23 protein-coding genes and 1 pseudogene are annotated in these 26,931 nt (G+C 64.1%); 19 read left to right on the forward strand and 5 right to left on the reverse strand.

Features of this window, described 5'->3' with window-relative positions; translation table 11 throughout:
• Positions 1–10 precede the first annotated feature (10 nt).
• Together A6V37_RS11760 and A6V37_RS11765 are read right to left on the reverse strand one after the other, a co-directional pair.
• On the reverse strand, positions 11–1,414 hold the full coding sequence (locus A6V37_RS11760; RefSeq protein ID WP_064267228.1) for an ATP-binding protein: 1,404 nt from the start codon (positions 1,412–1,414) through the stop codon (positions 11–13).
• Positions 1,411–2,070 (reverse strand): response regulator, encoded by a 660-nt coding sequence (locus A6V37_RS11765; protein ID WP_064267229.1) that lies wholly within the window; start codon positions 2,068–2,070, stop codon positions 1,411–1,413. Before A6V37_RS11765 ends, A6V37_RS11760 begins: the two co-directional genes overlap by 4 nt.
• Positions 2,071–2,397: 327 nt before the next feature.
• On the opposite strand from A6V37_RS11765, the gene A6V37_RS11770 reads away from it, so the two are divergent.
• The 19 genes and pseudogenes from A6V37_RS11770 (at position 2,398) to A6V37_RS11865 (ending at position 21,172) form a co-directional block, all read left to right on the forward strand.
• Complete coding sequence (locus tag A6V37_RS11770) at positions 2,398–2,757, forward strand: hypothetical protein (RefSeq protein WP_064267230.1); 360 nt, start codon at positions 2,398–2,400, stop codon at positions 2,755–2,757.
• Positions 2,758–2,769: 12 nt separating this feature from the next.
• Positions 2,770–4,059: a bacteriohopanetetrol glucosamine biosynthesis glycosyltransferase HpnI gene (gene hpnI, locus A6V37_RS11775; RefSeq protein ID WP_064267231.1), complete on the forward strand. Its 1,290-nt coding sequence runs from the start codon at positions 2,770–2,772 to the stop codon at positions 4,057–4,059.
• Entirely contained in the window at positions 4,049–4,873 is an 825-nt protein-coding gene (gene hpnK, locus A6V37_RS11780) for a hopanoid biosynthesis-associated protein HpnK (protein ID WP_242665775.1), read from the forward strand. The genes hpnI and hpnK overlap by 11 nt, the downstream gene beginning before the upstream one ends.
• Positions 4,874–5,195: 322 nt before the next feature.
• Positions 5,196–5,888, forward strand: coding sequence for an energy transducer TonB (locus tag A6V37_RS11785; RefSeq protein WP_064267233.1), 693 nt, complete (start codon positions 5,196–5,198; stop codon positions 5,886–5,888).
• A gap of 75 nt (positions 5,889–5,963) precedes the next feature.
• Positions 5,964–6,758 carry a MotA/TolQ/ExbB proton channel family protein gene (locus A6V37_RS11790; RefSeq protein ID WP_064267234.1) on the forward strand — a complete coding sequence of 265 codons (795 nt, stop codon included), beginning with the start codon at positions 5,964–5,966 and terminating at the stop codon, positions 6,756–6,758.
• Positions 6,759–6,785: 27 nt separating this feature from the next.
• Positions 6,786–7,211 carry an ExbD/TolR family protein gene (locus A6V37_RS11795; RefSeq protein WP_064286006.1) on the forward strand — a complete coding sequence of 142 codons (426 nt, stop codon included), beginning with the start codon at positions 6,786–6,788 and terminating at the stop codon, positions 7,209–7,211.
• Positions 7,212–7,230: 19 nt separating this feature from the next.
• On the forward strand, positions 7,231–7,656 hold the full coding sequence (locus A6V37_RS11800; RefSeq protein ID WP_064286007.1) for an ExbD/TolR family protein: 426 nt from the start codon (positions 7,231–7,233) through the stop codon (positions 7,654–7,656).
• A 34-nt stretch (positions 7,657–7,690) separates the two neighbouring features.
• On the forward strand, positions 7,691–8,683 hold the full coding sequence (locus A6V37_RS11805) for a succinylglutamate desuccinylase/aspartoacylase family protein (protein WP_064267237.1): 993 nt from the start codon (positions 7,691–7,693) through the stop codon (positions 8,681–8,683).
• A 305-nt stretch (positions 8,684–8,988) separates the two neighbouring features.
• Positions 8,989–9,537: a GNAT family N-acetyltransferase gene (locus tag A6V37_RS11810; protein ID WP_064267238.1), complete on the forward strand. Its 549-nt coding sequence runs from the start codon at positions 8,989–8,991 to the stop codon at positions 9,535–9,537.
• A gap of 2 nt (positions 9,538–9,539) precedes the next feature.
• Positions 9,540–10,535, forward strand: coding sequence for an ABC transporter substrate-binding protein (locus A6V37_RS11815; protein ID WP_423213107.1), 996 nt, complete (start codon positions 9,540–9,542; stop codon positions 10,533–10,535).
• A gap of 78 nt (positions 10,536–10,613) precedes the next feature.
• Complete coding sequence (locus A6V37_RS11820) at positions 10,614–13,112, forward strand: TonB-dependent receptor plug domain-containing protein (protein WP_064267240.1); 2,499 nt, start codon at positions 10,614–10,616, stop codon at positions 13,110–13,112.
• Between the two features lie 137 nt (positions 13,113–13,249).
• A complete protein-coding gene (locus tag A6V37_RS11825; protein ID WP_064267241.1) occupies positions 13,250–14,251 on the forward strand; it encodes an LLM class flavin-dependent oxidoreductase in 1,002 nt (333 codons plus the stop codon).
• Between the two features lie 30 nt (positions 14,252–14,281).
• Entirely contained in the window at positions 14,282–15,604 is a 1,323-nt protein-coding gene (locus A6V37_RS11830) for an LLM class flavin-dependent oxidoreductase (RefSeq protein WP_064267242.1), read from the forward strand.
• Positions 15,605–15,635: 31 nt separating this feature from the next.
• A complete protein-coding gene (locus A6V37_RS42800; protein WP_075643471.1) occupies positions 15,636–17,462 on the forward strand; it encodes an amino acid ABC transporter permease/ATP-binding protein in 1,827 nt (608 codons plus the stop codon).
• A 41-nt stretch (positions 17,463–17,503) separates the two neighbouring features.
• Entirely contained in the window at positions 17,504–18,451 is a 948-nt protein-coding gene (locus tag A6V37_RS11845; protein WP_064267243.1) for an ABC transporter substrate-binding protein, read from the forward strand.
• Between the two features lie 93 nt (positions 18,452–18,544).
• Positions 18,545–19,585, forward strand: a complete 1,041-nt coding sequence (locus tag A6V37_RS11850; RefSeq protein ID WP_064286008.1) for an LLM class flavin-dependent oxidoreductase — start codon at positions 18,545–18,547, stop codon at positions 19,583–19,585.
• Between the two features lie 47 nt (positions 19,586–19,632).
• Positions 19,633–19,978 (forward strand): annotated as a pseudogene (locus A6V37_RS11855) (DUF3088 domain-containing protein).
• Between the two features lie 58 nt (positions 19,979–20,036).
• On the forward strand, positions 20,037–20,564 hold the full coding sequence (locus tag A6V37_RS11860) for a GNAT family N-acetyltransferase (protein ID WP_064267245.1): 528 nt from the start codon (positions 20,037–20,039) through the stop codon (positions 20,562–20,564).
• Positions 20,565–20,779: 215 nt separating this feature from the next.
• The gene (locus A6V37_RS11865) at positions 20,780–21,172 is read left to right on the forward strand and encodes an MAPEG family protein (RefSeq protein ID WP_064267246.1); all 393 of its coding nucleotides are present in this window, start codon (positions 20,780–20,782) and stop codon (positions 21,170–21,172) included.
• Between the two features lie 44 nt (positions 21,173–21,216).
• Here A6V37_RS11865 and A6V37_RS11870 read toward each other — a convergent pair whose 3' ends face one another.
• From A6V37_RS11870 to A6V37_RS11880, 3 genes are read right to left on the reverse strand one after another with little or no spacing between them, the layout of a single operon-like run.
• Positions 21,217–24,267 (reverse strand): efflux RND transporter permease subunit, encoded by a 3,051-nt coding sequence (locus tag A6V37_RS11870; RefSeq protein ID WP_064286009.1) that lies wholly within the window; start codon positions 24,265–24,267, stop codon positions 21,217–21,219.
• On the reverse strand, positions 24,264–25,403 hold the full coding sequence (locus A6V37_RS11875) for an efflux RND transporter periplasmic adaptor subunit (RefSeq protein WP_082902657.1): 1,140 nt from the start codon (positions 25,401–25,403) through the stop codon (positions 24,264–24,266). The genes A6V37_RS11870 and A6V37_RS11875 overlap by 4 nt, the downstream gene beginning before the upstream one ends.
• Positions 25,393–26,808: a TolC family protein gene (locus A6V37_RS11880; RefSeq protein ID WP_064286010.1), complete on the reverse strand. Its 1,416-nt coding sequence runs from the start codon at positions 26,806–26,808 to the stop codon at positions 25,393–25,395. The genes A6V37_RS11875 and A6V37_RS11880 overlap by 11 nt, the downstream gene beginning before the upstream one ends.
• Positions 26,809–26,931: the final 123 nt, after the last annotated feature.

Below are 26,931 nucleotides of genomic sequence, written 5' to 3' on the forward strand. Positions count from 1 at the left end.
GGCCGCGCCTTCAGCGGGCCTGCGCATAAGCGGGAAACGATACTTCGACGGCGAGACCTTGCTCGCCGATACCGGTGCTGAGATGCAGGCTCGCGCCGAAATGCTCCGCGATCCGCGCAACAATCGAAAGTCCCAGGCCGCTGCCGGTGGCCTGATTGCCGGTCGCGCGGAAAAAACGATGCGTCAGGCGGGCCATGTCGCCCGGTGCGACGCCAGGGCCGTCGTCGCGCACGGTCACTTGCACGCGGTCGTCCATGTGCCGCACCGCGACCTCGATGCTGCCCCCGGCACGCCCGTACTTGATCGCGTTGTCGAGCAGATTGTCGAACAGGATGCCGATCAGCACGGGCTCCGCGTTGATCTCGGCGCGCATGTCGCCCGTTAGCACCACACGAATGTTTTTCTGCTGCGCGTTGCGTTCGTTGGCAAGCAACGCGTCTTTAGCCAGCGTGGCCGGCTTGAGCGGCGCGCTCAACATGGTTTCATGCACGTCCAGGCGCGCGAGCAGCAGCAATTGCTCGGCGAGCCGCGCGCTGCGGTCCACGCCTTGCACCACACGCTCCATGGCGAGGCGCTGCCGCGCCTTGTCCGGTTCGGCCAGCGCGACCTGGGCCTGCACCTTGATCGCGGCGAGCGGTGTTTTCAGTTCATGAGCGGCGTCGGCGGTAAATGCACGCTCGCGCTCCAGTGAGCGCAGCAGGCGCGACAGCATCTGATTGATCGCATCGACGAGCGGCCGTACCTCGATTGGCGCGTGGCCGATATCGATCGGCTCCATCCGGTTGATGTCGCGCGACCGGATCGCCTCCGAGAGCACCCTGAGCGGCTCCAGACTCCAGCCGATGCTGAGCCACACCAGGATCGCGAGCACCGGCAGGGCCATCAGCGTGGGGCGGGCGATCCGGCTCGCGATGCCGCTCACCAGGTCGCTGCGCGTATTGGCCGGCTCGAACACGCGCACGATGTGGCCGAGCGAGGTGTCACGCAGCGTGAACGAGTGATACATCTGACCGCCGAGCGTGAGGGTCTGCGCGCCGGTGACGGCGGGCACCGGCAAATCCCATGCTTTGAGCGTTTGCAATGCCGGGCTGCCCGCCAGCACGTCGCCGTTCGCGGTGCGCACCTGAAAGAGCGCGTCGCGCGGCAGGGAGTCGTCGTCATCGCTGTCGTTGGCGCCGGCCTCGCCGCCTCTTTCTTCCTCGCGCACGTCGATGCGCGCGTTGGCGAGCGTCGTGAGATTGCGCTGATCGAGCAAAGCAAGTATCTGGGCCAGTTCCGCGAGGCGGGCCTCTTCCCACTCGCTGACTTCGCGCTCGGCCTGGCGATAGCTCGTTACCAGCGCCACGCCCCACACCAGCAGGATGCTGGCGAGCACCAGCAACGCGAGGCGCCGGCGAATCGACGCGCCCATCAAGCCTTCTCCACTACATAGCCGATATTGCGCACGGTCCTGATCAGCTTGGCGCCGAGCTTTTTGCGCAGATTGGAGACGTGCACCTCGATCGCATTGCTTTCGATTTCCTCCTGCCACCCGTACAGGCTTTCTTCCAGCCGTGAGCGCGATTGAGGAATCCCCTGATTGGTCAGCAACTGCATCAGGATCGCCCACTCGCGCGAGGTGAGGGCGACGCGCGTCGAGCCGATTTCGACGGTCTGAGCGGCCGGATTGACGGTCAGGTCCCGATAGCGGATCAGCTCGACGCTGCGGCCTTGTGCACGGCGCAGCAAGGCCCGGCAACGGGCAATCAGTTCGGTCAGATCGAACGGCTTGCCGAGATAGTCGTCGGCGCCCGCTTCGAGGCCGCCAACCCGGTCGACCACCGTGCCGCGCGCGGTCAGCACCAGCACCGGCACGTCCTTGCCCGCATCGCGCAGCCGTTTCAGCAGGTCCAGCCCCGACACCCGGGGCAGGCCGAGATCGAGCAGCACGAGAGCGTAGGCCGTGGTGTCGAGCGCGAGGCTGGCCTTGTGGCCGTCGCGCGCCCAGTCTACGGTGAAGCCGGACTGGCGCAGTCCCGCTTCGACACCGCAGCCTATCAGTTCATCGTCTTCAACGAGGAGTACGCGCATGAGTCAATTCATTCCGTTCGATATTTACAGCTTGGCAGCAGGCATTTTAAATAGGCTTTAAACTGCACTCCGGAAGTTTAACCAGCCTGTTCAATACCTGCTTTGTACGCTTGCTATCTTAAGGTTACCTTCAGCTTGAATCGATACTATCGCCCCTCAGCAGGTCGCTGTCGCGGTACCATTGCGGGCACGCTATAGGGGCCTGCTGTGAGACATTGCAACCTAATCGTAAGCACATCGCCGAAATGGCCGGCCGGCGCAGTATCACGCCGGAGAGCGGCGCCGATGCAGGGCGCCGCGCCTTTCGTCAGGTCTCGAGACCAAGCCATGAAGCCAGTCACCGTCGACATGCTGAGGGCCCACCTGATGGTGGCCTCGCTCACGGCCATGGGCGCCGAGGTGCTCGTGTGCCTCGCGCTACTGGTGCTGCCGGTTCCCCCGCACGCCTTCAGCTCCGCGCCGTTCCGGATGCTCGCCGTTGCTCTGATCATCAGTGGTGTAATCGTCACACGCGAGTTCGCGCAGGCTGCGTTCGAGCTCGCGCTTCAGGGCCACTATGCCACGCAGGCCACGCCAGGCGGCCGTCGCGCATGGCCCGTTGCGGTCGCGGCGAGCTGCCCACGGCGCTGGCTCGTGATTCTTCATCTGCGCTTGACGGGCAGGCCGTTCGTGCTGGCTCAGCACTAACGGAACCGGACGATGGTAGCGCACGTATTGACGGCATGCCAATGGCTCCTGCTGGCCGGGTGCGCCGGCGCTTCACTTTACGCGATGGTGGCAGCGGTGGCGATGCCGTTCTTCGCATCGCGCCGCGGCACGTCAACTCATCACGATTTCGCCGGCCACACTGGCCTTGCCGCGACGGCGGGTGTGCACGCGCAGCCTGACTTCGCGCATGTCGGCGTCAGCGTGCTCAAGCCGCTTTGCGGCGCTGAGCCGCGTCTCTATGAAAATCTGCGGACCTTTTGCGAGCAGCGCCACGGGCGCTTTCAACTGGTGCTCGGCGTGTCGTCGCCGGAGGATCCCGCCATTGCCGTGGTGCGCCGTTTGCAGGCCGTCTATCCGCAGCACGACATCGAACTCGCAATCGACACGCGCGTGCACGGCAGCAATCTCAAGGTGAGCAATCTCATTAACATGGCTGAGCGGGCGCGCTATGAGGTGATCGTGATTGCCGACAGCGACATCGCGGTCGAAGCCGATTATCTCGACAGCGTCGCCGCGCCGCTTGCGGACCCGCGCGTGGGCGTGGTCACCTGCCTTTACGTGGCGCAGGGCGTTGGCGGCTTCTGGCCGCGCGTCGGCGCGCTCTTCATCAACGAATGGTTCGCGCCGTCGGTGCGCGTCGCGCATGCGGCCGGTTCGCGCCGCTTCGGCTTCGGCGCGACGCTCGCGTTGCGGCGCGAGACGCTCGAGCGGATCGGCGGTTTCGAGGCGCTGAAAAACTGTCTCGCGGACGACTACTGGCTGGCCGAGCACGTGCGCACCCTTGGTTTGCAAACCGTGCTGTCGCGCGTGATGGTGGCCACCGACGTCATCGAGCCGACGTTTTCCGCGTTATGGCAGCGCGAAACGCGCTGGCTGCGCACGATCCGCTCGATCAATCCGCTCGGGTTCTCGTTCCTCTTCATCACTTTTCCGACGCCTTGGATTCTCGCGGGGGCGTGGCTCACCGCCAGCGCGGCGGCGAGTTCGCCCGCTGCCCACCTGGGCGCCGTGCTCATAGGCGCGGCTAGTACCGCGCTCGGACTGGCGGCCCGTCTGCTGATGCATCTGCGCTCCGCGCGTCATGAGCGGACTTTCTGGCGGGATTTACCGCTCGTGCCGCTGCGCGATGGATTGCTGGCGCTGCAGTGGTTCGCGGGCGCGTTCGGCTCGCATGTCGTGTGGCGTGGCGCGCGCGTGCCGGTCGGGCCCGCTACGCAGACGACGGCGCGTAAAGGCGCGTTGAACGTGATGGATGTCGCGGAGGCGTCGGATGGCCGTTGAACGACGCGGGCTGATCGTGACCGCGGACGACTTCGGCCTGCATCCCCGGGTGAACGAGGCAGTCGAGCGGGCGCATCGCGACGGCGTGCTGAGCGCCGCCAGCCTGATGATCGGCGCGCCGGCCGCCGCGGACGCGGTGGCGCGCGCCCGCACGTTGCCGCAACTGCGGGTCGGCCTGCATCTGGTGCTGGCCGACGGCGACGCGGTCACGCCGCGTGCGCGGATTGCGGCCTTGCTCGATGAACATGGCCGCTTCGGCGACAACATGGTGCGCGACGGGGTGCGGTTCTTCTTTCTGCCGCATGTGCGCAAGCAACTCGCGCGTGAGATTCGCGCGCAGTTCGAGGCCTTCGCGAAGACGGGTTTGACGCTCGACCACGTCAACACTCACAAGCATTTTCATCTGCACCCGACGGTGCTCGGATTGATTATCGACATCGGCCGCGAGTACGGCATGAAGGCCATGCGCTTGCCGTTCGAGCCGAACGCGCCGCTGTGGTTGCGGCCGTGGATTGCCCACGTGAGAGCGCGCCTGAATCGCGCCGGCATCGCGCATAACGACTACGTCGTCGGGATCGCCGATACCGGGCGGATGGACGAGGCCGTGTGGCTCGCGGCGCTGGCCGATCTGCCGCAAGGGATCGCGGAGATCTATTGCCATCCCGCGGTGGCGGGAGAGCGGGCGCTGAGCGACGGGATGCGGGATTACCGGCACGCGGACGAGCTGCACGCGCTGCTGTCGCCCAAAGTCGCCATGGCGATTCGCGCCGCAGGGCTGCGGGTCGGCGGGTTTGGTGACGTGCTGGGACAGTAGTTCACGCCACGAACGGCCGATCCATCGAGTACAACGCCCCCCCTCATTTCCAGTCTCCCCCTATCCCCCGATATAGCCACGAGTCCGTCCGAGATCGGCAACAGGACTGACCCGGTAGCGCGGTGTGAGCCGGTCGACTCCAATCTTTCTTATGCGTGAGGAGAAATCCAAATATGGAATTCTTCGTTCACGCGGACAGCCCCTGTCGGATAACGTAGGTCACTTCCCAGTTGCGGCACGGCGTAAAACGCCGGCCCATCTTTGTGCAAGATTTCAGGACCTCGGTCGTGAACAGCACAAGCTACGGCTTCCGGAGTGATGCATGTCAACAGAGCTGATTTCCAGACTGGCGCCGCCGAGCGCGCGTCCACGCCAATACGGGCGTCGTCAGCATAATCCGCTTCGCCGTTATGCCGGAATCGCGCTGGTCCTGGTGCTGCACCTCTTCTTCATCTGGGCGCTGATGAATGGTCTCGCGAACAAAGTCGTTCAGATCGCGCAGAAGCCGATCGAAACCAGAATCATCCAACCGGTAACGCCACCGCCGCCTCCGCCGATCCCAACAGTCAAGCTGCCGCCGCCGAAGTTCACGCCGCCACCGCGGCCGCGGCCATTCGTGCCACCGCCTGAAGTGGCGGTCACGGCGCCGTCCACGCCGACGATCACGCATCAGGCCACGCCGGAGCCAACGTCGGTTGTGCAGCCGCCCGCGCCGGTCACGCCGCCGGCACCCGCCAAGCCGGTGAGTCATGCGATCGGTGTCGTGTGTCCGAACTCGGACGACGTTCGCCACTCGATGGGCTATCCGCAGGAAGCGCAGGATAACGAAATTACGGGTGACGTGATGATCTCTTTCGTTGTCGACCCGCAAGGACACGTGACCGATGAGAAGGTCGAGCAGTCCGCAGATCCGATCCTCGATCGAGCGGCTTTCGTTGCGGTCAAGATGTTCAACTGCATTTCGCAAGGACAGCCGGTTCGCGTACAGGTGCCGTTCTCGTTCAAACTGAGCTGAGCGCCTCGCCCCCGGTCCTGGATCGCTTTGACGCAGATCCATTTCAAATCAATGACTGACTCATCTGGAGCATGTATGAAGAAGCATTCCTTTACCGCCGCTGCGGCGAGCCTGCTGATCCTGGCCGCAGGCGGCAGCTCTCTCGTCGTGCCGCAAGCGGCCTGGGCACAAGCGAGCACCGAAGTGACGAACCCCTACGGCCTTGGCGCGCTATGGGCGAACGGCGACTTCGTCGCGCGTTTCGTGCTGATTCTGCTCGTGCTCATGTCGATGGGAAGCTGGTACATCATGATCACCAAGTTCTTCGAGCAACTGCGGGCGAGCCGTCGCGCGAAATCGGCCGACGAGCAACTGTGGAGCGCGCCCTCGCTCGCGCAGGGCGCGGCGCAGCTCGACGAGAATTCGCCGTTCCGTTTTATCGCCCAGGTGGGGATCGAAGCTGGCGCGCACCATGACGAAGCCTTGCTCGAAGCCGTGGATCGCAACACGTGGATCGACGTGTCGATCGAACGTGCCATCACCAACGTGTCGAACCGCCTGCAGGACGGTCTGGCGTTCCTCGGCACTGTCGGTTCCACTGCGCCGTTCGTCGGCCTGTTCGGCACGGTGTGGGGCATTTATCACGCGCTGACCGCAATCGGCATCGCCGGTCAGGCGTCGATCGACAAGGTGGCCGGCCCGGTCGGCGAGGCGCTGATCATGACGGCGATCGGCCTCGCGGTCGCAGTGCCGGCCGTGTTGGGCTATAACTTCCTCGTGCGTCGCAACAAGTCGGTGATGGAGCGCGTGCGTGCATTCGGCGCGCAGCTGCATACGGTCCTGCTGCCGGGCACGAAGCGCCAGGTGCGCGCCGTGGTGAACGCGAATTAAACCAACCATCACGCGGAGCAAGAAGTCATGGCGATGAACGTTGGACAGGACGGCCCCGAGGACGAGGTCATTGCCGCCATCAACACCACGCCGCTCGTCGACGTAATGCTGGTGCTGCTGATCATCTTCCTGATCACGATTCCGGTCGTCACGCACACGGTGCCCGTGCAGTTGCCGAAGGAGACAGTCAATCCGCTGCAGACCAGGCCGGATAGCATCGAGATCGCGGTCAACAAGGACGGCGACCTGTTCTGGAACGACAAGCTGGTCGATGGGCCGACGCTGCTCGCGCGGTTGAAGACGGCGTCCGTGAAGCAGCCGCAGCCCGAGGTGCATGTGCGCGGCGATCAGACCACACGCTACGAATTCATCGGGCGCGTGATCACTGCCTGCGAGCGCGCCGGGATTTCGAAGGTGTCGTTTATTACTCAGCCGCCGGCGCGCGGCGGCTAACTTTGCATGGGATCGGACAATGGGAATGAACGTATCTTCGGGTGGCGGCAGCGAACCGGAGGTGATGGTCGACATCAACACCACGCCGCTGATCGACGTGATGCTGGTGTTGCTGATCATGCTGATCATCACCATTCCAATCCAGATGCATTCCGTGAATATGAACCTGCCGGTCGGCAATCCGCCGCCGGCCGCCCCGCCTCCGGTCGTGCAGGTCGACATTGATTTCGACGGCACGATCAGCTGGAACGGCGCGCCGCTTGCAACCGGCGCCGATCTGGAGAAACATCTGGTTGAGGTCGCGGCTCAGGCGGACCAGCCGGAAATCCATCTGCTGCCGAACAAGCTTGCGCCCTATAAGGACGTAGCCGCAGTGCTGGCCGCCGCGCAGCGCGAAGGGGCGACGAAGATCGGGCTCATCGGCAACGAACAATACATGCAGTGAGAGCGCGGCGGCCCGCCGTCATGAAGGAGATCCCATGAGCACCGTCCACAACGAAATCGATCTGGATGCCGACGGACGTCACGTGGGCTACCTGCGTCTGCCGCACTCGGTTCATCGGTCCGCGTATGGCTGGATTCCGATTCCAATCGCTTCGGTGCGCAATGGCGACGGTCCCGTCGTGCTGCTGATGGGCGGCAATCACGGCGACGAATACGAAGGACAGGTACTGGTTTCCAGCCTGATTCGAGAAATCGAACCACAATGGGTGCGCGGACAATTGATCTTTCTGCCGATGGCGAATTATCCCGCCGCGGCCGCGGGCCTGAGGACTTCGCCGCTCGACGGCGGCAACCTGAACCGCAGTTTTCCCGGCGATCCACTAGGCGCACCGACAGCGGCGATCGCCCACTACATCGAGCACACGCTGCTCGCGCGCGCGCAATATCTGATCGATCTGCATTCGGGTGGAAGTTCGCTGCTCTACGACGGCGCCAATATGTTGGCTATCGAGCCGCGTGACCCCGCGGAGGACGAACGGCTCAAGGCGCTGCTCGCCGCGTTCGGCTTGCCGCGCGCGTTTCTGCATCGGCCTAACCCGGTCCACGCGGCGACTGCCGCGCGGCGGCAGGGCGCGATTTCCATTCTCGCGGAACTCGGTGGCGGCGGCACCGTGCAGGCAAACCTGCTGCGCGATGCGCGGCACGGACTGTTGAATCTGCTTGGCTTCATTGGACTCCTGATCGGACCACTCGTACCCGATGGCCCGCCCGCGCGGACGCGCTTCTTCACCGTGTCCGGCACGAAGCACTACGTCTATGCCTACGATCGTGGCGTGTACGAGCCGCTCGTCGAACTGGGCGATCAGGTGGTGGCGGGGCAGCCCGCGGCGCGCATTCATTTCCCCGACACGCCGCTACGTGAGCCCGTTACCACCTACTTTGCGAGCACCGGCGAGGTGGTCTGCAAACGCGTGCCGGCCAACGTGGAGCGCGGCGATTGTCTGTTCCATCTCGCCGAGCCGGTTTGACGCCGGCGCGAAATTGGTTCGCCGCGGTTACCCTGGAAATTTGCGTGCTCTATTAGTAAAAAAATCGCGCGACCACTCTCCCGTGAATTAACGCATTTTGCTTCCAGCGGATATTCCGTCGTTATAGCGATGACCAATCGCGTGAATTGAATATATGAATTCAGCGGAATAACGATCCGTTAAATGTTTGGTTCATTCGGAATGAGTCGCCTGTTATCTTTCCTATAGACCGACGGCGGTCAAAGCCGCCCGGGTAAAGATTCAACGACAGGAGCGACAGGGATGATTGCTATCCCGTTTCCACCATGACCTACGAGATTATCGACGCCACGCCGCTGGATCCCATTGCGCGACCTTTGCTGGACGCACTCAATATCGAGTACACCACGCGTTATCGCGAGTTTCGCCCGGATAGCGCGGCATCGGTCAGTGAAGAGATGTCGCGTTATCCGGCCGAGTTATTCGCGCCACCCGAGGGTGCTTTCATCGTCGTCTTGCGCGATGGGGAGACGGTCGGTGGCGGCGCGTTCAAGCGTTACGACGCGACGACTGCAGAACTCAAACGTATCTGGACGCACGCCAGTCAGCGCCGGCAAGGACTGGCCCGCCGCGTCGTGCAGGAACTGGAGGCGCGCGCGTTGCGCCAGGGATATCGCCGTGTCTATCTGACCACCGGATTCAGGCAGCCGGAAGCAGCAGGCCTGTATATCGATTCGGGCTACGAACCTCTGTTCGACCAGTCGATCGCACCGGAGGTCCATTTTCGCCTTCCGTTCGGCAAGGATTTGCTGGAGCCGGGCCGCGTCGATTCGCTTCACGATCTGGTGCATCCCGAGCCGCTCGGCCAGCGGTAGTCATGCGCTTCGCGCCTCGATCAATTCGTTCATCTTACAAGGTCTATCAAGTCATGAAACACAACAGGAGAATCCGCGCAGCGGTGGCCGGAACGTTTGCTGCATTGGCAATGGGGGCGGCAGGCACCGCCCTCGCGGCCGGCACCACTTTCAACCTAAGCCCGGATCAACAAGGCCAGGTCCGGACCACGCCCGACGCGGCAGCCATCAAGACCATACCGGCCAACTATCCGTTTGTCGCGAAAGACGAACTCGTCGTCGGCATGACCGTCGCGTGGCCGCCGCTTAGCACCTATGCGACCGATGAGAAGACCGTAGTCGGCTTCGACCCGGACCTGGCGCAACTGGTTGCTGACGGTCTGGGACGCAAGCTGAAAATCGTCGTCCTCGCGTGGGAAGACTGGCCGCTTGCGGTGCAATCAGGCAAGGTCGACGCGGTTCTGTCGAACGTGACGGTGACTGAGGCGCGCAAGGAGAAATTCGACTTCTCCAGCTATCGGCGCGATGTGCTCGGTTTCTACGTGCGCAACACAAGCCCGATCAAGGCGATTCGCGAACCGAAGGATATCGCGGGGCTTCGTATCATTACCGATTCGGGAACGAATCAGGAAAAGATCCTGCTCGAATGGGACAAGGAAAACGTCGCGCATGGTCTGAAGCCGGTGCAGGTGCAGTATTACGGCGATCCTAGCGCGCGCTTCGTCGCGCTGGAGTCGGGGCGCGCTGATGCAATTCTGAGCGTGAACTCGGCGCTCGCGTACGCGGCGGCGCAGAAAGGAGACTTACGCGCAGTGGGCTCCATCAGCGGCGGCTGGCCCATTACGGCGGATCTTGCGGTCACGACACGCAAGGGTAGCGGCCTTGCTGCGCCGCTCACGCTATTGCTGAACGACCTCATCCGCAGCGGCAAATATACGCAGGTGCTCGACCGTTGGAACCTCGGCTCCGAAGCGATCGATCAGGCCAAAACGAATCCGCCGGGGCTCCCCAAGAGCTAAATCAGCGGGGCGGTCGAGATCGCCCTGATCGGTTGTCCTACAAATAGTAAGTAATGCTAATAACTAACGGAACAGGCGATGCGCGGTAAAAACAGGAAGAATAGGGCCGATCAGCCCGTAATCGGGGTTCGCAGAAAAGCGTTGTCGGTTGCCGTGCTGGCCATCACTTGCAACGGCGTGGCATGGGCGCAGGGCGCAGCCGCGCCTGCCGAAGCGAGCGATGCCGCTGCCGTCGTGCCGGCCGCTGCGCAGCCAACGGCTGCGTCGTCCACCGCGAAGCCTGGGGCGGTCAATACCGTGCAACAGGATACGGTGGTCGTCACAGGTACGCGCACCAACACGAAAGCAAGCCAAAGCCTGACACCCGTTGACGTGATCAGTGGCGCGCAGTTGCGCGCCACTGGGCAGAGCAATCTGCGCGATGCACTCGTGCAACTCTCGCCGTCGATCTCGCGCGAGACCTACGCAGGCGATGCAGGCGTTCTGACCGACGCGCTGACACTGCACGGCCTGAGTCCGGACCACGTGCTCGTGCTGGTGAACGGCAAGCGCCGCCACACCACTGCGAACATCTCGCTCGACGGAGGTTTGAACCAGGGCTCGACCGGCGTCGATATCGACATGATCCCGGTCGCACTGATCGATCACATTGAGGTGCTACGTGATGGGGCGGCGGCGCAGTATGGTTCGGACGCCATCGCGGGGGTCATCAACATTATCCTGAAGCGCAGTTCGCACGGCGGAGAAGTTCAGACGACCAACGGCCAGACCTATGCGGGCGATGGCTTCAAGAACAGCGAGTCGGCCAACATCGGGCTTGATCTCGGCGGCAAGGGCTTTCTCGACCTCAGCGCGGAGTACAACCGTCAGAACCATACGGTCCGCACGGGCCCCGACGACTACTTCGGCACGTTCCCGCCGGGGCATGGCTACTACAACCCGATCGAGGGCGATCCGGCGAGCACGCGTGAATCGGTCGGATATAACGCCGGCTACTACCTCGGCGACGACGTCGAGTTGTATGGCTTCGGCACGTATGCGCATCGTAATGCGGAGGCCTATCAGAACTATCGTCCGCCTTTTGTATTGCCGGCAATCTATCCGAACGGCTTCGTGCCGGTGGAAACCGTCAACGAGAACGACTTCTCGGTGACGACAGGAATCAAGGGCAAGAATCTGTTCGGCTGGTCATGGGATCTGAGTTCGACTTACGGGGGCGACCATGACGTCATCGGCATGCGCAACTCGGCCAACACAGGGTTGTATGCGGCGCAGGGCTATACGCCGACCACGTTTCACCTCTCCACCGTCAGCAACACGCAACTGACGAACAACCTCGACTTCTCGCGCGCGTTCCAGTTGCCGGTGCTGCCCGCGCCGGTGAATGTTTCCTGGGGCGTGGAGCAGCGCCGCGAGACCTATACGGTGGGCCCGGGTGACTACGCGTCGTATATCGACGGCGGCTCCCAGGCGCTGCCAGGTCTTGCGCCAGTCAGCGCGAGCGACAACTCGCGCAACGTGGTCGGCACGTATATCGATCTGTCGACCCATCTGACGCCGAAATGGACGGTCGATCTGGCTGGACGCTTCGAGCATTACAGCGACGTCGGCAGTACGGCGAACGGCAAAGTAGCGACGCGCTATGACTTCACGCCGGCATTCGCCGTGCGCGGCAGTGTCAGCACCGGGTTCCGTGCGCCGTCGCTGGCCGAGGAGTACTACAGCAACATCAACGAATCGCCGGCCTCTGTCCAGGGGCTTCTGGCGGCCAACTCGTCGGCGGCAAAGCTAATCGGCGCCCAGCCGCTGCAGTCGGAAAAATCGACCAACTACAACGTCGGCTTCCTGCTGACGCCGGTCCAGGGCCTGCATTTGACGCTCGATGCGTACCAGATCGACATTCGCAACCGGATCGTCGAGGGCGGCACGGCGTCCGGCGCAGCCGCGATCGCCGCGCTGCAGGCGGCGGGACTGTCTATACCCAGTTCGGTGCCGGCTTCCGCGGTATCCGCGAGCTACTTCACGAACGGAGCCAGCACGCGGACCCGCGGGCTCGATCTGACCGGCACCTACCACACGAGCTTCGGCAGCTTCGGGCAGGTGGACTGGGATCTGGGCGTGAATATCAACACGACCTCGGTCACGCATGTGGCGACCGGCGCAAACGGCGCGCCGGAACTCAACGCGCAACAGGTCGCCTGGCTCTCCACGTCCACGCCGAAGAACAAGATCATCATTGGCGGCACGTGGCATCTCGACAAGTGGGGCGTGAGCCTGCACGAGACGCGCTTTGGCTCGACGTCGAGTGAGGAGACCTACATCGTCGGGCCCAATGCGTTCTCGACCACGCAGTTTCTCCATTTCGAGAATGCCGCCAGGTACATCACCGACGTCGAGGTTCGCTATGACGTGACCAAGAAGTTCCAGATCGCGGTAGGGGCCAACAATCTCTTCGACGTCTATCCGAGCAAGCTGCCTTACGTCACGCAACTCGAAGGCGCGCAATACGACGCCTTCGCGTCGACTATCGGCGTGAACGGCGGCTTCTACTACGCGCGTGCCCGCTACGTGTTTTGATGTTTTCCTGATATGCATAGGAAAAATACCTCGAACGAATTCGCAGCCCGGTAGCGATAATGGGATTAACGAAATCGTTCGGCGACCCTCTCTAAATATTTTCCCGTGCACCGCGCGGTGCATGGGTGGGATTCATTATGTCCTACTCACTTTCGATTCTCGACAAGAGTCCGATCGCCGACGGAAAGAGCGCTCACGATGCGCTGCGTTTTACCGTACGGCTCGCGCAGCGCGCGGAGGCGCTCGGCTACAAGCGTTACTGGATCGCCGAACATCATGGCGCCCCGGGGCCCGCAAGTTCCGCGCCGGAGATCGTCGTGGCGCATCTGCTCGCGCATACCTCGCGTATTCGGGTCGGTTCGGGCGGCGTAATGCTGCAGCACTACAGCCCGTTCAAGGTGGCGGAGACGTTCCGGGTGCTCGCGTCGCTCGCGCCCGGGCGTGTCGATCTGGGCATCGGCAAGGCGCCCGGTGGACTGCCGCTGACCACGCGCGCACTGCAATGGTTTCACGACAAGGGGAAGAAACCCGATTTCGCGCACCAGTTCGCGGAACTCGACGCGTTCCTGAAGTGGGGCGTGGCCGAAGATCATCCGCTGGCAGGCGCAATTGCGCTGCCGACGCCGCCCGAGGCTCCCGAGCGCATTCTGCTTGGCGCCAGCACCGAGAGCGCGACGCTGGCCGCACAACACGGCTGGCAGTTTTGCTACGCCGGCCATTTCAACGGCGACGAGGCCAATATCGAACGGTCTCTCGACACCTATCGCAGCGCGACAGGACGCACACCGCTGCTCGCGCTTTATGCGTTCGCGGCGCAGTCGCGCGCTGAAGCTCAGCGCCAGGTCGGCGCGCTGCGCATCTTCAAGCTGCAGTTGGCAACGGGGCAGAGCGTCAATCTCCCGAGTCCCGAAGCGGCGGCGGAATTCGCGCGGCAAACCGGCGTGACCGACTACCGGCTCGACGAACTGCATCCTCATGTGATCGCCGGCACAGCGGACGATGTGCGCCGCGAACTCGACATACTGCATGAACGCTTCGGCGTCGAGGAGTTCGTGATCGACACGCCGATAACCGACTACGCGCAGCGGCTCGCTTCAGTCGAAGCGTTGGCCGGCGCGGAACAGACCGCACGCGTCTGACTTCAGTTCATCCTCTTTACGGACCAGACTATGACTCAGCGAAATCTCACATTCGGCATCATGCTGCACGGTGCAGGCGGGCACATGAATGCGTGGAAGCATCCGGCCGGACCCGCGGATGCCAGCGTCAACCTCGATTTCATCACCGGCATCGCGCAGAAGGCGGAGGCCAACGGCGTCGCGTTCGCGTTCGTGGCCGACGGACTGTATATCAATGAGAAGTCGATTCCGCATTTCCTGAACCGCTTCGAGCCTATTTCGATCCTCTCGGCACTCGCTACCTCGACCACGAAGATCGGCCTTGCCGGCACGCTGTCGACCTCGTACAGCCATCCGTTTACGGTGGCGCGACAGTTCGCGTCGCTTGACCTGATCAGCGGCGGGCGTGCGGGATGGAATGTCGTGACGTCGCCGCTCGAAGGTTCCGCGAAAAACTATGGCGGCCAGCATCCGGACCACGAGCTGCGCTACGAGATCGCCGACGAGTATCTGCAAGTGGTGCAGGGGCTATGGGATAGCTGGGACGACGACGCCTTCGTTCGGGAGCGCGAGAGCGGCCGCTTCTTCGACCATGAGAAGCTGCATACGCTCGATCACAAGGGGCGCTTCTTCGAAGTCGCTGGACCGTTGAACATCCAGCGCTCAAAGCAGGGGCAGCCGGTGATCTTCCAGGCGGGTTCGTCGGATTCGGGCATTGCGCTGGCCGGCAAATACGCGGACGCGGTGTTCACGCACTCGCCGTCGCTTGAAGAAACCAAGGTGTTCACCGACCAGGTGCGACAGAGCGCAGTCGAATACGGGCGCGCTGCAACCGACGTGAAGATTTTCCCCGGCATCGGACCCATTGTCGGCGCGACGCCGGAGGAAGCCGAAGCGAAGTATCGCGCGATCCGCGACCTGCTGACCATCGACGATGCGCTCGCTTATCTGGGGCGCTTCTTCGAGCATCATGACTTCACGCAATATCCGCTCGACGCGCCATTCCCCGAACTGGGCGATCTCGGATCGAACAGCTTCCGTTCCACAACCGACCGCATCAAGTCCGACGCAAAGCGCAGCGGCGCGACGCTGCGCGAGGTCGCGCTGGAAGTGGCGACGCCGAAACCCCAGTTCATCGGCACCGGCGAGCAGATTGCTGACGAGCTGATCCGCTGGTTCGACGCCGGAGCGGCCGACGGATTCATCCTCGGCTTTCCGGTGCAGGCTGAAGGGCTCGACGATTTCGTCCGCTACGTGATCCCGGTGCTGGAGGCGCGCGGGCGTTACAGCCGTACGCTGGCCGGGACGACGCTGCGCGATCACCTGGGCTTGCCGCGCCGCGAAAGCCGCTACGCGGCCGCGGAAACGGCCTGACGAACAGCGTGCAACGCAGGAGTACAGCATCATGAGCGACACTACCCACCTTGCCGGTCCTGCTCACGTGGGACAGGCGAGTCGCACCGGACACGCGACTGGCGGCGACGACGATCGTCAATATGCGCACTACCGCATCGTGCCGGCGCGGCATCACGCGCGCACGGCCGCAACCGTGCTGGCCATTGTCCTGATCGGGATCGTGCTGAACTCGATACTCGGCAATCCGCGTTGGGGCTGGGGCGTCTTTGCGGAGTGGTTTTTCGCCGAACCGGTACTGTCGGGGCTTGCGCGCACGCTTGTGCTCACGGCGCTCGGTGCGCTGTTCGGTTTCGCACTGGCAACGCCGCTGGCACTCGCGCGGGTCTCGCGTTCTCCGCTGCTGGCTGGCTTCGCGTGGGCCTTTATCTGGCTGTTCCGGTCGATTCCTCCGATCGTCCTGCTGCTCCTGCTGAACAACCTCGGCTACCTGTACGAGACGATCTGGATCGGTATGCCGTTCACGCACTTCGTGCTGCTGAACGAATCGACCACCAACCTGATCAGCCCATTTTTCGCGGCAGTGCTTGGGCTCACGCTGAACCACGCCGCGTTTTCGGCCGAGGCGATTCGCGGCGGGATTCTGTCCGTCGACCACGGGCAGCGTGAAGCGGCCGCCGCGCTCGGTTTGCCTGGCGCCCGCCAGGTGCGGCGCATCGTTCTGCCGCAGGCGATGCGCTCGATCCTGCCGACTGCCTTCAATGACGTGATCGGCCTGGCGAAGGGCACCTCGGTTGTCTATATCCTCGCGATGCCGGACCTGTTCTACACGGTGCAGATCATCTATCACCGCAACCTGGAGGTGATTCCGTTGCTGATGGTCGCGACAGTCTGGTATCTGATCATCCTGACCGTGCTGTCGGCGATTCAGATTCACATCGAGCGGTACTACGCACGCGGCGCGACGCGCGAGCAGGTGGCGGTGTCGCCGCTGAGCGCGCTCGTCAGGCGGTGGCGTGCCGCGCGCGCCGCGCGCGGCGAAACCGGTGCCGCTCAGCCGACGCGTCGCGATAGCACGCAAAAAGAAGCGGAAGCAGCCGGCTGGGCTCAGCGGCGCGTGGGCGGCAGGGTCGGCATCCACAACGTGTCGAAAAGCTTTGGCACGCTGAAGGTGCTCGATAACGTCTCATTGTCGTTCCCGTCGGGCAGCGTCACGGTGATTCTCGGCCAGTCGGGTTCGGGCAAGTCGACGTTGCTGCGCTCGATCAATCACCTCGAACGCGTCGACGACGGCTTCATCGACATCGACGGCGAACTTGTCGGGTATCGCCGCGAAGGGCGCACGCTATACGAGCTCAAGGAGCGGGAGGTGCTTCAACGCCGCCGCGACGACGTCGGGATGGTATTCCAGAGCTTCAATCTGTTTCCGCACTTGACCGTGCTCGACAACGTCATCGAGGCGCCGCTTGCGGCGGGCGTGCCACGCGCACAGGCGGAATCGGAGGCACGCGCTCTGCTCGCGCGCGTCGGTCTTTCAGGTAAGGCCGACGCGTGGCCGCGTCAGCTATCCGGGGGGCAGCAGCAGCGCGTCGCGATCGCGCGAGCGCTCGCGCTAAAGCCCAAGGTCTTGCTGTTCGACGAACCGACTTCGGCACTCGATCCCGAACTCGTCAACGAGGTGCTCGACGTGATACGTCAACTGGCGCGTTCCGGCACGACACTGATCGTGGTCACGCACGAGATCGGCTTTGCGCGCGAAGTCGCCGATACGATCGTGTTCATGGATGGCGGCCGGATCGTGGAGTCCGGATCACCGTCGAGCGTGCTCGGCGCGCCAGCTCATCCGCGCACTCGCGAGTTCCTCTCGAAGGTGCTCTGACAAGCATGGCGCACGGAAAACCCCATCACCCGGATCAATCGATGACCGCACGCCGGACGTTCCTTGCCAATATAACGGCGCTGGCCGCCGTGCCGATTGCGTGGTCTGCCGGGCTCGCTCAGGCCGCCACTGCCACGCAGTCTTACGATTTCAGCCCGCAACAGCAAGGGCGCGTGCGTGCGCCAAAAGATTCCGACGCATTGCGTCAGATCACTGGCTATCGCTTCGTCACGCCCGGGGTGTTCACGGTAGCGGTAGCGCCATTCGCCGCGCCAATCGCCACGTACGCGACCGATGCCCGCAGCATCGTGGGCTCCGATCCCGACTACGCGCAACTGATCGCCGACGCCCTCGGCCTACGGCTGCAACTCGTGCCCGTCGCGTGGCCGGACTGGCCGCTCGGTCTTGCGTCGGGCCGCTACGACGCGGTGATTTCGAACGTCGGCGTAACCGAGAAGCGCAAGCAGAAATTCGATTTCACAACCTACCGGCTGGGTTTGCACGGGTTCTACGTGCGTGACGACAGTCCGGTCAAATCGATCGGCGAGCCGCGCGATATCGCCGGGCTGCGCGTCATCACCGGCTCGGGCACGATCCAGGAGCGCATTCTGCTCGAATGGAACCGGCGCAACGCAGCAAACGGACTGAAGGGGGGCACGCTGCAGTACTACGACGACCGCGCGTCGGAGCGCCTTGCATTGCTGTCGGGCCGCGCCGATGCCATCTTCAACCCGCACGCGCCGCTTGCCTATGAAGCCGCGACGCAGGGGGAGATTCGGCTGGTGGGCACGGTCAACGCGGGCTGGCCGTTCAACGCCGATGTCGCGATCGCAACCCGCAAGGGCAGCGGCCTCGCACAGGCGCTGACACTCGCGACCAATAACCTGATCCGTGGCGGGCAATATCGCACTGCGCTGGCCCGTTGGGGTTTGCAATCGGAAGCGGTGGCGCGTTCGGAGACCAATCCGCCCGGCTATCCGGACACCTGAACAAAAACTATTCGACACACGATTTGCCGACACTGGCGGACATTGCTGTCCGCCGGACGCTATCGCATTGCCGGAGTAACCACGAGGTCCTGTATGTGTGCTGTCCGCATTGATCATCTTGCTTTCCTGACGCCCGGCAACTATCCGGAAGGCGCGCCGCTCGCGGGATTCGAACGGACGCTCGAACTCTTTAGCACCGGCGAGGCGCTCGGCTACGACAGCGCGTGGGTGCGCCAGCGTCACCTCGAACGGGCGGTGTCGTCCGCCGCGACTTTTCTTGCTGCGGCGAGCCAGCGCACAACACGCATCGGGCTCGGCGCGGCCGTGATTCAGATGGGTTACGAGAATCCATTCCGGCTTGCCGAGGATCTCGCCACCGTCGACGTTTTATCAAAAGGATGCCTGAATATCGGTCTGAGTGCGGGCGCGCCCGCGCACGGCATTCTGCTCGGCGAGCGGCTTTTCGATGCCAATCCCGAGCTGATCGACTTCTCGCACGCTCGCGTCGAGCGCCTGCGCCGCAATCTCGCGGAAGAGTGGCTGGGCGACGAGGATACCTTCGTCGAATCGGCCGCGGGCCGCGTGCGGCCGCGAGTGACGCCGCATGCGCCGGGCCTGACCGAACGGCTCTGGTATGGCGGCGGTTCGCGGCGCTCCATCGAATGGGCAGGCCGCAACGGTTTCAATCTTCTTATCGGCAATATCACGACGGGAGAGGGCACCGACGACTATCGCGACGCGCAGTTACGCCAGATCGATCTGTTCCGGTCGCACTGGAGCGAAGCGCGCGCGCCGCGTATCGCACTCGGCCGCGTGATCGTGCCGCTCGACGGCGCCGACGCCCGCACGCGGCAGCGCTACCGTGCGTTTGTCGAAGAGCGCCACGCGCGCACGCTGACGCCGCATGGCGAGCGGCGCACGCTGTTCGCGCCCGATCTCGTGGGCACCGCCGACGAGATCGTCAGCCGCCTGCTGAAGGACCCCGTCGTCGCGCAGGTTCGCGAACTACGACTCGAACTGCCCTATGACCTGCCGTTCGAGAATTATCAGCAGATTCTCGAAGATGTCGTCAAGCGCATCGCGCCCGAACTGGGCTGGCGGCCTGAAGTGGAGCGCGAGGCCGCGGCCGCCTAGCGTATCCGGATTCGTTTTACTTACCCACCTTGGAAGGATTGCTCACCATGAGCCGAGATCTATTGGTTGTTGCTGGAACCAGGCTTTACCGATCCCGCGCATCCCGGCGAGCGCTTTGTGTGCCCGCACGGCGTGGCGATAGAAGGACTGCTCGCGAGCGACGCCGAACGCGCCGCGCAACTCGACGTGAAACGCGTACCGTTCGCGCGTCCAAGACAGGATGTGGTTGCCGTGCTCGACGAAGCGCACCAGGGTTTGCCGGTCCTCGTGCTGGGTGACGAGCATCCTCTGCCTTACGATGCGCAAACACTCGGTGACAAGTACTTCGTCACTGAAAGCAAACGGATTCTTGCGCTGCTGGCCGAGCGGCACGGATTCCCGAAGCTTCATTGAATCTGTTCACGCAACGTGCTTGGTTCTGGAGCCCAGCCGCATATTCAAGGGGTCACGCATGGCAGCTGTATTTCCGGCAGTGGCGTCGGAAGACCGTTTCGCTTACGTCACGGTTCATGACCCGCTGGCCCGTCCGTTGTTTGAAGAATTAGCCTACGAGTACGGCAGCCGCTATGCCGGCCTGATCGATCCCGCGGAAATCTCGAACGAACTGCAACGCTATCCGGACGACGCATTCGCTCCACCGCACGGCGCGTTCGTGCTGTTGCTGCGCGACGGGCAGGCGATTGCGGGCGGCGCGTTCATGCGTCATGCCGAAGCCGGCACGGCCGAATTCAAGCGCATTTGGGTCAGCCGCGAGCATCGTCGTCAAGGGCTTGCGCGCCGCTTGCTCGCCGAACTGGAAGCGCAGGCGGTGCGCCAACGCTATACGCGCGTGTACCTCGGCACGGGGCCCCGCCAGCCCGAGGCCATCGCGCTCTACCAGACGAGCGGCTATACGCTCCTGTCGGCGCATGATTTTGGCGAGGACGAGCCGCCTGGCTATCTGTTCGAGAAATATCTGCCGGCTTTGCGAACCGGCTAGCCCGAGCGACCGAACCGGTGCTTCTTTAGAAATGGAAATTATCTGGTTCGGCCTCGAAGCCACGGTGAGACCGTCGCTCGCGTTCTACAATACCTGCGATGAAGTCGACGCTCTGGTTTCGGTGCTAAGACGTTTTGCGTCACGGCGCTAGATATAGTTGCGAGTGGGCAGCCCGAGCGTCGGCTGGTTTCAACCGCCAGGCACGGAGGTGTTGAATGAACAGTACGGCGCTCGTCTGTACCGCTGTCCTCGGTTTGCTCCTTTTTCTGCTCGGACTCGCCATCTCGGTCGTGCGCACGCACGACCGCACGCTGACGGGCCCCGCGCCCGAGCCTGACCGGCTGCTCACCAAACTGGTTCGCGCTCACGGCAACACAGCCGAGTACGCGCCGTTCTTCGCGGTGCTGTTCCTGTACCTCGGCTCCCGGAATCCGACTGACTGGCAGCTCTGGTGCATGGTAGGCGCAACGGTTTGCCGCGTGCTGCTGGTCATCGCGCTGCTCGCCTGGCCCACCATGTCGAAGCCTAATCCGGCCCGGGCAATCGGGGCGCTGGGAACCTACGGGTTCGGAGTGGCCCTTTGTGTTGCGTTGCTCACGGGCCACTAGCTTGCTGGTCGCAGGGGGCGGGGGCAGGGCCGCCGCCGCGCCGCTCAAATCGCCTGCTTCTTCATCAGCAACTTCAACAACACCGGCAGCAGCAGCAACACCAGCGGCAGCTGCACGATCAGCCCGGAAATAATTGCGATCGCGAGCGGCTGCTGCATCGCCGAGCCTTGCCCTAGCGCGAAAGCGAGCGGCAGCAGCGCCAGAATCGCGGCGATCGTCGTCATCGCAATAGGGCGCAGGCGATTGCGGCCGGCGGTCAGCAGGGCCTCCTCGAACGGCATCTCGTCGTCGCGCACCAGCGCCTGCAACTCCGACACATAGAAAATCGCCACCTCGGTCACGATGCCGATGATCATCGTCATCCCCATCATCGCCGAGATGTTCAACTCGATGCCGGTCACCCATAAGCCGATGAACACGGCGCCCGCCGCCAGCAAGGGCATGGCCATGACCGCGATGGCGACGCGAAAGCGCTCGTAGAGAAACAGCAGCAGGCCGAACACCAGCGCAATCGCCGCGCCGAACACGATCAGCAGGCCCTTGAAAGCGATCTGCTGTTGCTGATACAGGCCGCCCAGTTCGTAGTACACCCCGGCGGGCAGCAGGTTCTGATCGCTGAGCGCCTTCTGCACGTCGGCGATGGTCGAGCCGAGATCGCGGCCGTCGATGCGCGCGGTCACCGCCACCATCCGTTTCAGGTTGTCGCGGCTGATTTCTGGCTGGCCGGTCACCGTGACCGGATCGGCCACGCGCTTGAGCGCGAAGAGATGCCCGTCGGGCGCGCGAATCTGCAACTGGCCCAGTTGCGTATCCGTCAGCGTCAGCGCACCGGCTACACGCACGCGGACGCCGACCGTTTTCGGTCCGCTCTGGAACTGCGTCGCTACGTTGCCTTCGACCATGTCGGAGACCGCCTGCGCGATCGACTGCGGGTCCATGCCTTCGGCGGCTGCCGCTTCCGGCCGGATATGCAATTCGAGCGCGTCGCCGGCCGGGTTGATGCCGTCGTTCACGTCCACCACGCCCCGAATCTTGCCGATCTGCGCCGCGACCTTGCGCGCGGTCGTGTCGAGCGTGGTCTGATCGTCGGAGTAGATCTTGATCTGGACCGGCTGCGGCACCGCCGTCAGGTCGCCGATCAGATCCTCCATCAACTGCGCGAGTTCGATGTTCACGCCCGGCACCTGGGTCTCGATCTTCGAGCGGATTTCTTCCATCACCGTCTCGATCGGCTCACGGTTGCCCGACTTCAGCCGCACGAAGAAGTCGCCCTTGTTGGGTTCGTTCAGATCGCCGCCGAGACCGGCGCCGGTGCGGCGCGAATAGGTCAGGACATTCGGATTTGCGCGGATGATGCCTTCAATCTGCTTCATCAGCCGGTCGGTCTCGGTGATCGAGGTGCCGGGCTCGGTGTGATAGTCGAGCACGAAGCCGCCTTCGTCCATGGTCGGCATGAAGCCGCTGCCGACCCGCGTGAAGGCGAACGCAGCCACCACGATCGGCGGCAGCACGCCGAGCAGCACGAGCACCGGCCGTGTGGTGACGCGCTCGACCAGAAACGCGTAGCGCCGGTTCATCCACGACGCGAAGCGCGTTTCCTGATGCTCCTCGGCATCTTTCGGTTTCAGCCAGCGGTCGCACAGAATCGGCACCGCGAGCCACGTGACCAGAAACGAAATGAACAGCGCGCTCGCCATCGTGACGGACAGCGCCTTGAAGAACGCGCCGGTCACGCCAGACAGAAACGCCAGCGGCACGAAAATGATCAGCGTCGCCGCCGACGACCCGGCCAGCGGCCGCGTGAATTCGAGCGCCGCCGCCAGCACACGGCCATGAAACGCGTGGGCTCCGCCTTCGCGCATACGCCGCACGATGTGTTCGATCATCACGATCGCGTCGTCGATCACGAGGCCGACCGCGGCGGCCATGCCGCCGAGCGTCATGATGTTGAAGCCCATGCCGAACACGTCGAGCAGCAGAATCGTCGCGGCCATCACCACCGGCACCAGCGCGACGGCGATCGCGGTGATCTTCCAGTTGCGCAGGAATGCGAACAGAGTCAACGCGGCCAGCACCACGCCGATCATGATTGCGTCGCGCACGCTGGTGGCCGACGCGATCACCAGTTCGCTCTGATCGTACCAGTTCGACAGATGCACGCCCGCCGGCATCTGGCTCTGGAAACCGGCCAGCTTCGCGCGGATCGCCTTGGCCATCGCCACGCTGTTCGCGCCAGGCTGCTGATAGACGTTGATGAGCACGGCATCCTGGCCGTCGGCGGTGACGCGCATCCATTGCGGCACGACGCCCGCGCTTACCGTCGCGACGTCGCCAAGGCGAATCTGCGTGGCGCCGGTGGCCGATACCACCACGTTGCGAAGCTCATCCAGTTGCGTGATGGTGCTGTTGGCGATCACGAGATACAGCTTGTCGTGATCTTCGATGCGCCCATTGGCCATCAGCACGTTGCTCGCGCCGACCGCCTTCGAGACGTCGGCGAGCGAGAGCTTGTAGGCGGCGAGGCGGGCGGGATCGATGGCGACTTCCAGTTCGTCCTGCGCGCCGCCCGTCACCTCCACTCGCGCCACGCCTTCCACCGACGAGAGCAGAGGCCGCATCTGGAACTGCGCGAGATCGTGCAGCGCGGAAAGCGTCTGCTGTTTCGAAGTCAGGCTGTATGCCAGCACCGGAAACACGGTGGGGTCCATGCGGCGGACCTGCATCGAGGTGCCTTGCGGCAGCGTCGCGAGAATTTCGCTGATGGCCGACTGTGCCTGCAACGTGGCCTGCGCCATGTCGGTGCCCCAGTCGAAGTTGATCGAAATTTCCGCCGAGCCGCGGCTCGTGGTCGATTCGACGTCGCGCACATTCGGCACGCGCCGCAGCGCTTCCTCGACGGGCATGGTGACGAGCGTGGCCATCTGCTCGGCGGGGCGGTCGCCGGCGTCGAGCGAGACCACGGCGCGTGGGAACGCGACGTTCGGGAACAGCGAGATCGGCAGACGGAACGCGCTCAGCACGCCCGCGATCGCCAGCAGCGCAATCACGAACAGCAGCGAGCGCCGATGCATCTGCATCCATTGACCGAAATTCATCGCGGCGCGCCTTTGCCGGTCTGCACCGCCATGCCGTCCTTCAATTCATAGTTGCCGCTCACCACGAGGCCCAGCGCTGCGTCGATCGGACCGTCCACGCCGTAGCGCCCGCCGTTCTCGACCTGCGTCGTCACGGCCACGCGGCGTGCCTTGTTCTGCGGGGTGATCTGGAACACGTAAGCGCCTTGATCGTCTTTCAACACGGCGGCGCGCGGCACGATCCAGTGAACGCCGGTTTGCGTGGCGATGTCGGCGCTCACGCGCGTGCCGGGGATGAACGGCGTCTGAGCGCGCGGCACGTTCGCGCCGATGTCGACAAGCTGGCTCTGCGGGTCGATGGAAGCGCCGACCAGCGTCACGCGGCCTTGTGCCGAGGTGTTCGCCAATGCGGTGGACAGGCCATGCAGCGTGACGCTGTCGCCGGCGTGAATCGCGGCGGCATCCGAGGGCTCGACGCCGAGCGACACATTGGCGCGCGTGTCCTTGCCGCTGCCGCCGGCGAGTTGCAGGATCGCGGCGCCGGGCTGCACCTGATCGCCCTGAGCCGCCGACACTTGCAGCACCACGCCGTCGAGCGGCGCGGTCACGACCTTGTTGCCGCCCGCCACGCCGCTCTGATTCTGCGCGGCGAGCGCCTGTTGCGCGTCTTCAGCGGCCTTGCGGGCGGTTGCGAGTTGTGACTGCGTGGCGAGTCCCTTGTCATACAGCGATTGCGTGCGCGCCAGCTCGCCTTGCGCGAGCGTCACGGCGCTTTTTGCCTGGGTGGCGGCGAGCACGACGGCTGGATCGGCCTGCACGACGAAGAGCGGCGCGCCGCGCGTCACGGTCTGTCCGGCCTGCACGCGCATCTGCACGATGCGCGCGGTGTACGGCAGATTGACCGTGGTGAGGTTCGACGCGGATGCCGCGACGATCCCATACGCCCGCACCGGCTGCGCGATAGCGGCGCGCTGCACGCGCACGGTCTGGACGGCGACGACGGGCTGAGCGGCGCTGTCGTCGGCACTGCTATCAGGCGTGGCGGCGCCGGCCGCGCGGGCCGCATGAACGCCCAGGTAGAGAAGCGTGGCGCAGGCGACGCCAACCGCCAGCACGGCGAGACGCGGTCGTGCCGCCAGGAATGGACTATTTCGCATGAGTGTCGGTGTCAGTCTGGGCTGAGGAGAAGGCATCGGGAATCGCGCTGCCGAGGAGCGCCTGCAAGCCGACGCGTTGTTCGGCGAGCGATTCGCGCACGGTGGCGACGTCGATGCGTTTGGTGAGCGCGGCGCTCTGCGCGTCGGTGTAAGCGCCGAGTGCAAGATTGTGGTCCGCGTAGGCCGCGCTGGCATGTTGCGCGGCGAGCTCGACCTCGGGCAGCGCCGCCTCGGTTTGCTGCAATTGCCGCGTGAGGATCGCGTTGTCCGCGCGCAGATGCGCGACGTCCGCGTAAGCCTGGTTCAGGCGCGTCTGATACTCGTCGCGCAGCCGCTGACGGGTTGCTTTTTCAATCGCGACGTTGCCCTGGTTGCGGTTGAAGATCGGCAGGCTCAGGTTGATCTGGAAGCCGCTCGTGTAGATGTTCGAAGTGTCGCGCGCCCGCACGAAACCCACCGAGAGACTCGGAAACTGGCTCAGAATCGCCGCGCGATATTTCTGCTCCTGCGCCTCGTAACCCGCCTGAAGTGCGATCAGATCCGGGCGGCGCTGCGCCAGATGGGCGAGCGCGGCGTCGAGCGTGGTGTCGGACAACGGCTCGATGGCGTCGCTGCCGGTGAGCGGCAACTGCACCTCCGGCGCGAGGCCGAGCAGCGCGTTCAGATCGTGATGCGTCTGCTCGGCGGTGCGCTCGGCGTCCGTGTATTGCTTGCGCGCGTCGCTGTAGGCAGTGAGCGCGGCGGTCAGCGTGTCGTCGGTCAGATTGCCGTCGCGGCGCGCTTCGGCCATGCGTTCGTAGCGCGTGCGCGCCAGATCGCGCTGTTGTTGCAGGAGCGGCAGCGTGTCCTGCTGGAAGCGCGACTTGATGAACAGCTGCCGCGCCTGCGCGACGATCTGCCATTCCTGCCACAGCAGGCCGAGATCGGTCTTGGCCACCGTGGCGTCGGCGGATTGCTTGTTCGCGCTGCGCAGCACGATCGCCATCACGTCGATGCTCAGCCCGTAGTTGAACGCACGCGTGGCGCCGGCCGCGCCGGGATAATCGCTCGACACGCTCAGTTGCGGGTCGGGCAGCAAGCCCGCCGAGTAGGCTTGAGCTCGGGCGATGCCGAGGTCGTCGCGCGCCAGCTTGAGGTCCGGGTTGTTGGCGACCGCGAGCATCGCGACCTCGTCGATATCGAGCCCGTCGGACGGATCGAAGCGATGCGCGGCCAGTTCCGGCAGCGGCATGCTCGACGGATCGATGCGGATGCGTTCGAGCGAGCGGGCGGAGGTGGACGTATCCTGCGGCGCGAGCGGCTCGCGGTGATACCACGCGCAGCCGCCCAGCAGCAGCGCGCAGAGCGGCACGAGCGCACGCAGCCGCGTCGATGCCGCCGCCGCTGCGGGTTTGAAAACAGGCAAAATCCGGCTCCTGAGCAAAGAGGGGTGGCAACCGCGAGTGGGTGCCGAATAACAGGAGCCGATTCTGCGCAGCGGCTGCTTAAGACACGCTTAACTGCCATTTAAGCGTCCCATCAGCCTCCG

The sequence above is a fragment of the Paraburkholderia ginsengiterrae genome, assembly GCF_001645125.1.
Classification (GTDB): Bacteria; Pseudomonadota; Gammaproteobacteria; order Burkholderiales; family Burkholderiaceae; genus Paraburkholderia; species Paraburkholderia ginsengiterrae.

What these genes read in the sequence shown, in the direction of transcription:
- A6V37_RS11805 (WP_064267237.1), top strand. Translation starts at nt 7,691, where the DNA reads ATGAGCACCGTCCACAACGAAATCGATCTGGATGCCGACGGACGTCAC.
- A6V37_RS11845 (WP_064267243.1), top strand. Translation starts at nt 17,504, where the DNA reads ATGACCGCACGCCGGACGTTCCTTGCCAATATAACGGCGCTGGCCGCC.
- A6V37_RS11800 (WP_064286007.1), top strand. Translation starts at nt 7,231, where the DNA reads ATGGGAATGAACGTATCTTCGGGTGGCGGCAGCGAACCGGAGGTGATG.
- A6V37_RS11765 (WP_064267229.1), bottom strand. Translation starts at nt 2,070, where the DNA reads ATGCGCGTACTCCTCGTTGAAGACGATGAACTGATAGGCTGCGGTGTC.
- A6V37_RS11785 (WP_064267233.1), top strand. Translation starts at nt 5,196, where the DNA reads ATGTCAACAGAGCTGATTTCCAGACTGGCGCCGCCGAGCGCGCGTCCA.
- A6V37_RS11875 (WP_082902657.1), bottom strand. Translation starts at nt 25,403, where the DNA reads ATGCGAAATAGTCCATTCCTGGCGGCACGACCGCGTCTCGCCGTGCTG.
- A6V37_RS11865 (WP_064267246.1), top strand. Translation starts at nt 20,780, where the DNA reads ATGAACAGTACGGCGCTCGTCTGTACCGCTGTCCTCGGTTTGCTCCTT.
- A6V37_RS11860 (WP_064267245.1), top strand. Translation starts at nt 20,037, where the DNA reads ATGGCAGCTGTATTTCCGGCAGTGGCGTCGGAAGACCGTTTCGCTTAC.
- A6V37_RS11795 (WP_064286006.1), top strand. Translation starts at nt 6,786, where the DNA reads ATGGCGATGAACGTTGGACAGGACGGCCCCGAGGACGAGGTCATTGCC.
- A6V37_RS11815 (WP_423213107.1), top strand. Translation starts at nt 9,540, where the DNA reads ATGCGCTTCGCGCCTCGATCAATTCGTTCATCTTACAAGGTCTATCAA.
- A6V37_RS11810 (WP_064267238.1), top strand. Translation starts at nt 8,989, where the DNA reads ATGACCTACGAGATTATCGACGCCACGCCGCTGGATCCCATTGCGCGA.
- A6V37_RS11830 (WP_064267242.1), top strand. Translation starts at nt 14,282, where the DNA reads ATGACTCAGCGAAATCTCACATTCGGCATCATGCTGCACGGTGCAGGC.
- A6V37_RS11825 (WP_064267241.1), top strand. Translation starts at nt 13,250, where the DNA reads ATGTCCTACTCACTTTCGATTCTCGACAAGAGTCCGATCGCCGACGGA.
- A6V37_RS42800 (WP_075643471.1), top strand. Translation starts at nt 15,636, where the DNA reads ATGAGCGACACTACCCACCTTGCCGGTCCTGCTCACGTGGGACAGGCG.
- A6V37_RS11790 (WP_064267234.1), top strand. Translation starts at nt 5,964, where the DNA reads ATGAAGAAGCATTCCTTTACCGCCGCTGCGGCGAGCCTGCTGATCCTG.
- A6V37_RS11820 (WP_064267240.1), top strand. Translation starts at nt 10,614, where the DNA reads ATGCGCGGTAAAAACAGGAAGAATAGGGCCGATCAGCCCGTAATCGGG.
- hpnI (WP_064267231.1), top strand. Translation starts at nt 2,770, where the DNA reads ATGGTAGCGCACGTATTGACGGCATGCCAATGGCTCCTGCTGGCCGGG.
- A6V37_RS11770 (WP_064267230.1), top strand. Translation starts at nt 2,398, where the DNA reads ATGAAGCCAGTCACCGTCGACATGCTGAGGGCCCACCTGATGGTGGCC.
- A6V37_RS11870 (WP_064286009.1), bottom strand. Translation starts at nt 24,267, where the DNA reads ATGAATTTCGGTCAATGGATGCAGATGCATCGGCGCTCGCTGCTGTTC.
- A6V37_RS11850 (WP_064286008.1), top strand. Translation starts at nt 18,545, where the DNA reads ATGTGTGCTGTCCGCATTGATCATCTTGCTTTCCTGACGCCCGGCAAC.
- hpnK (WP_242665775.1), top strand. Translation starts at nt 4,049, where the DNA reads ATGGCCGTTGAACGACGCGGGCTGATCGTGACCGCGGACGACTTCGGC.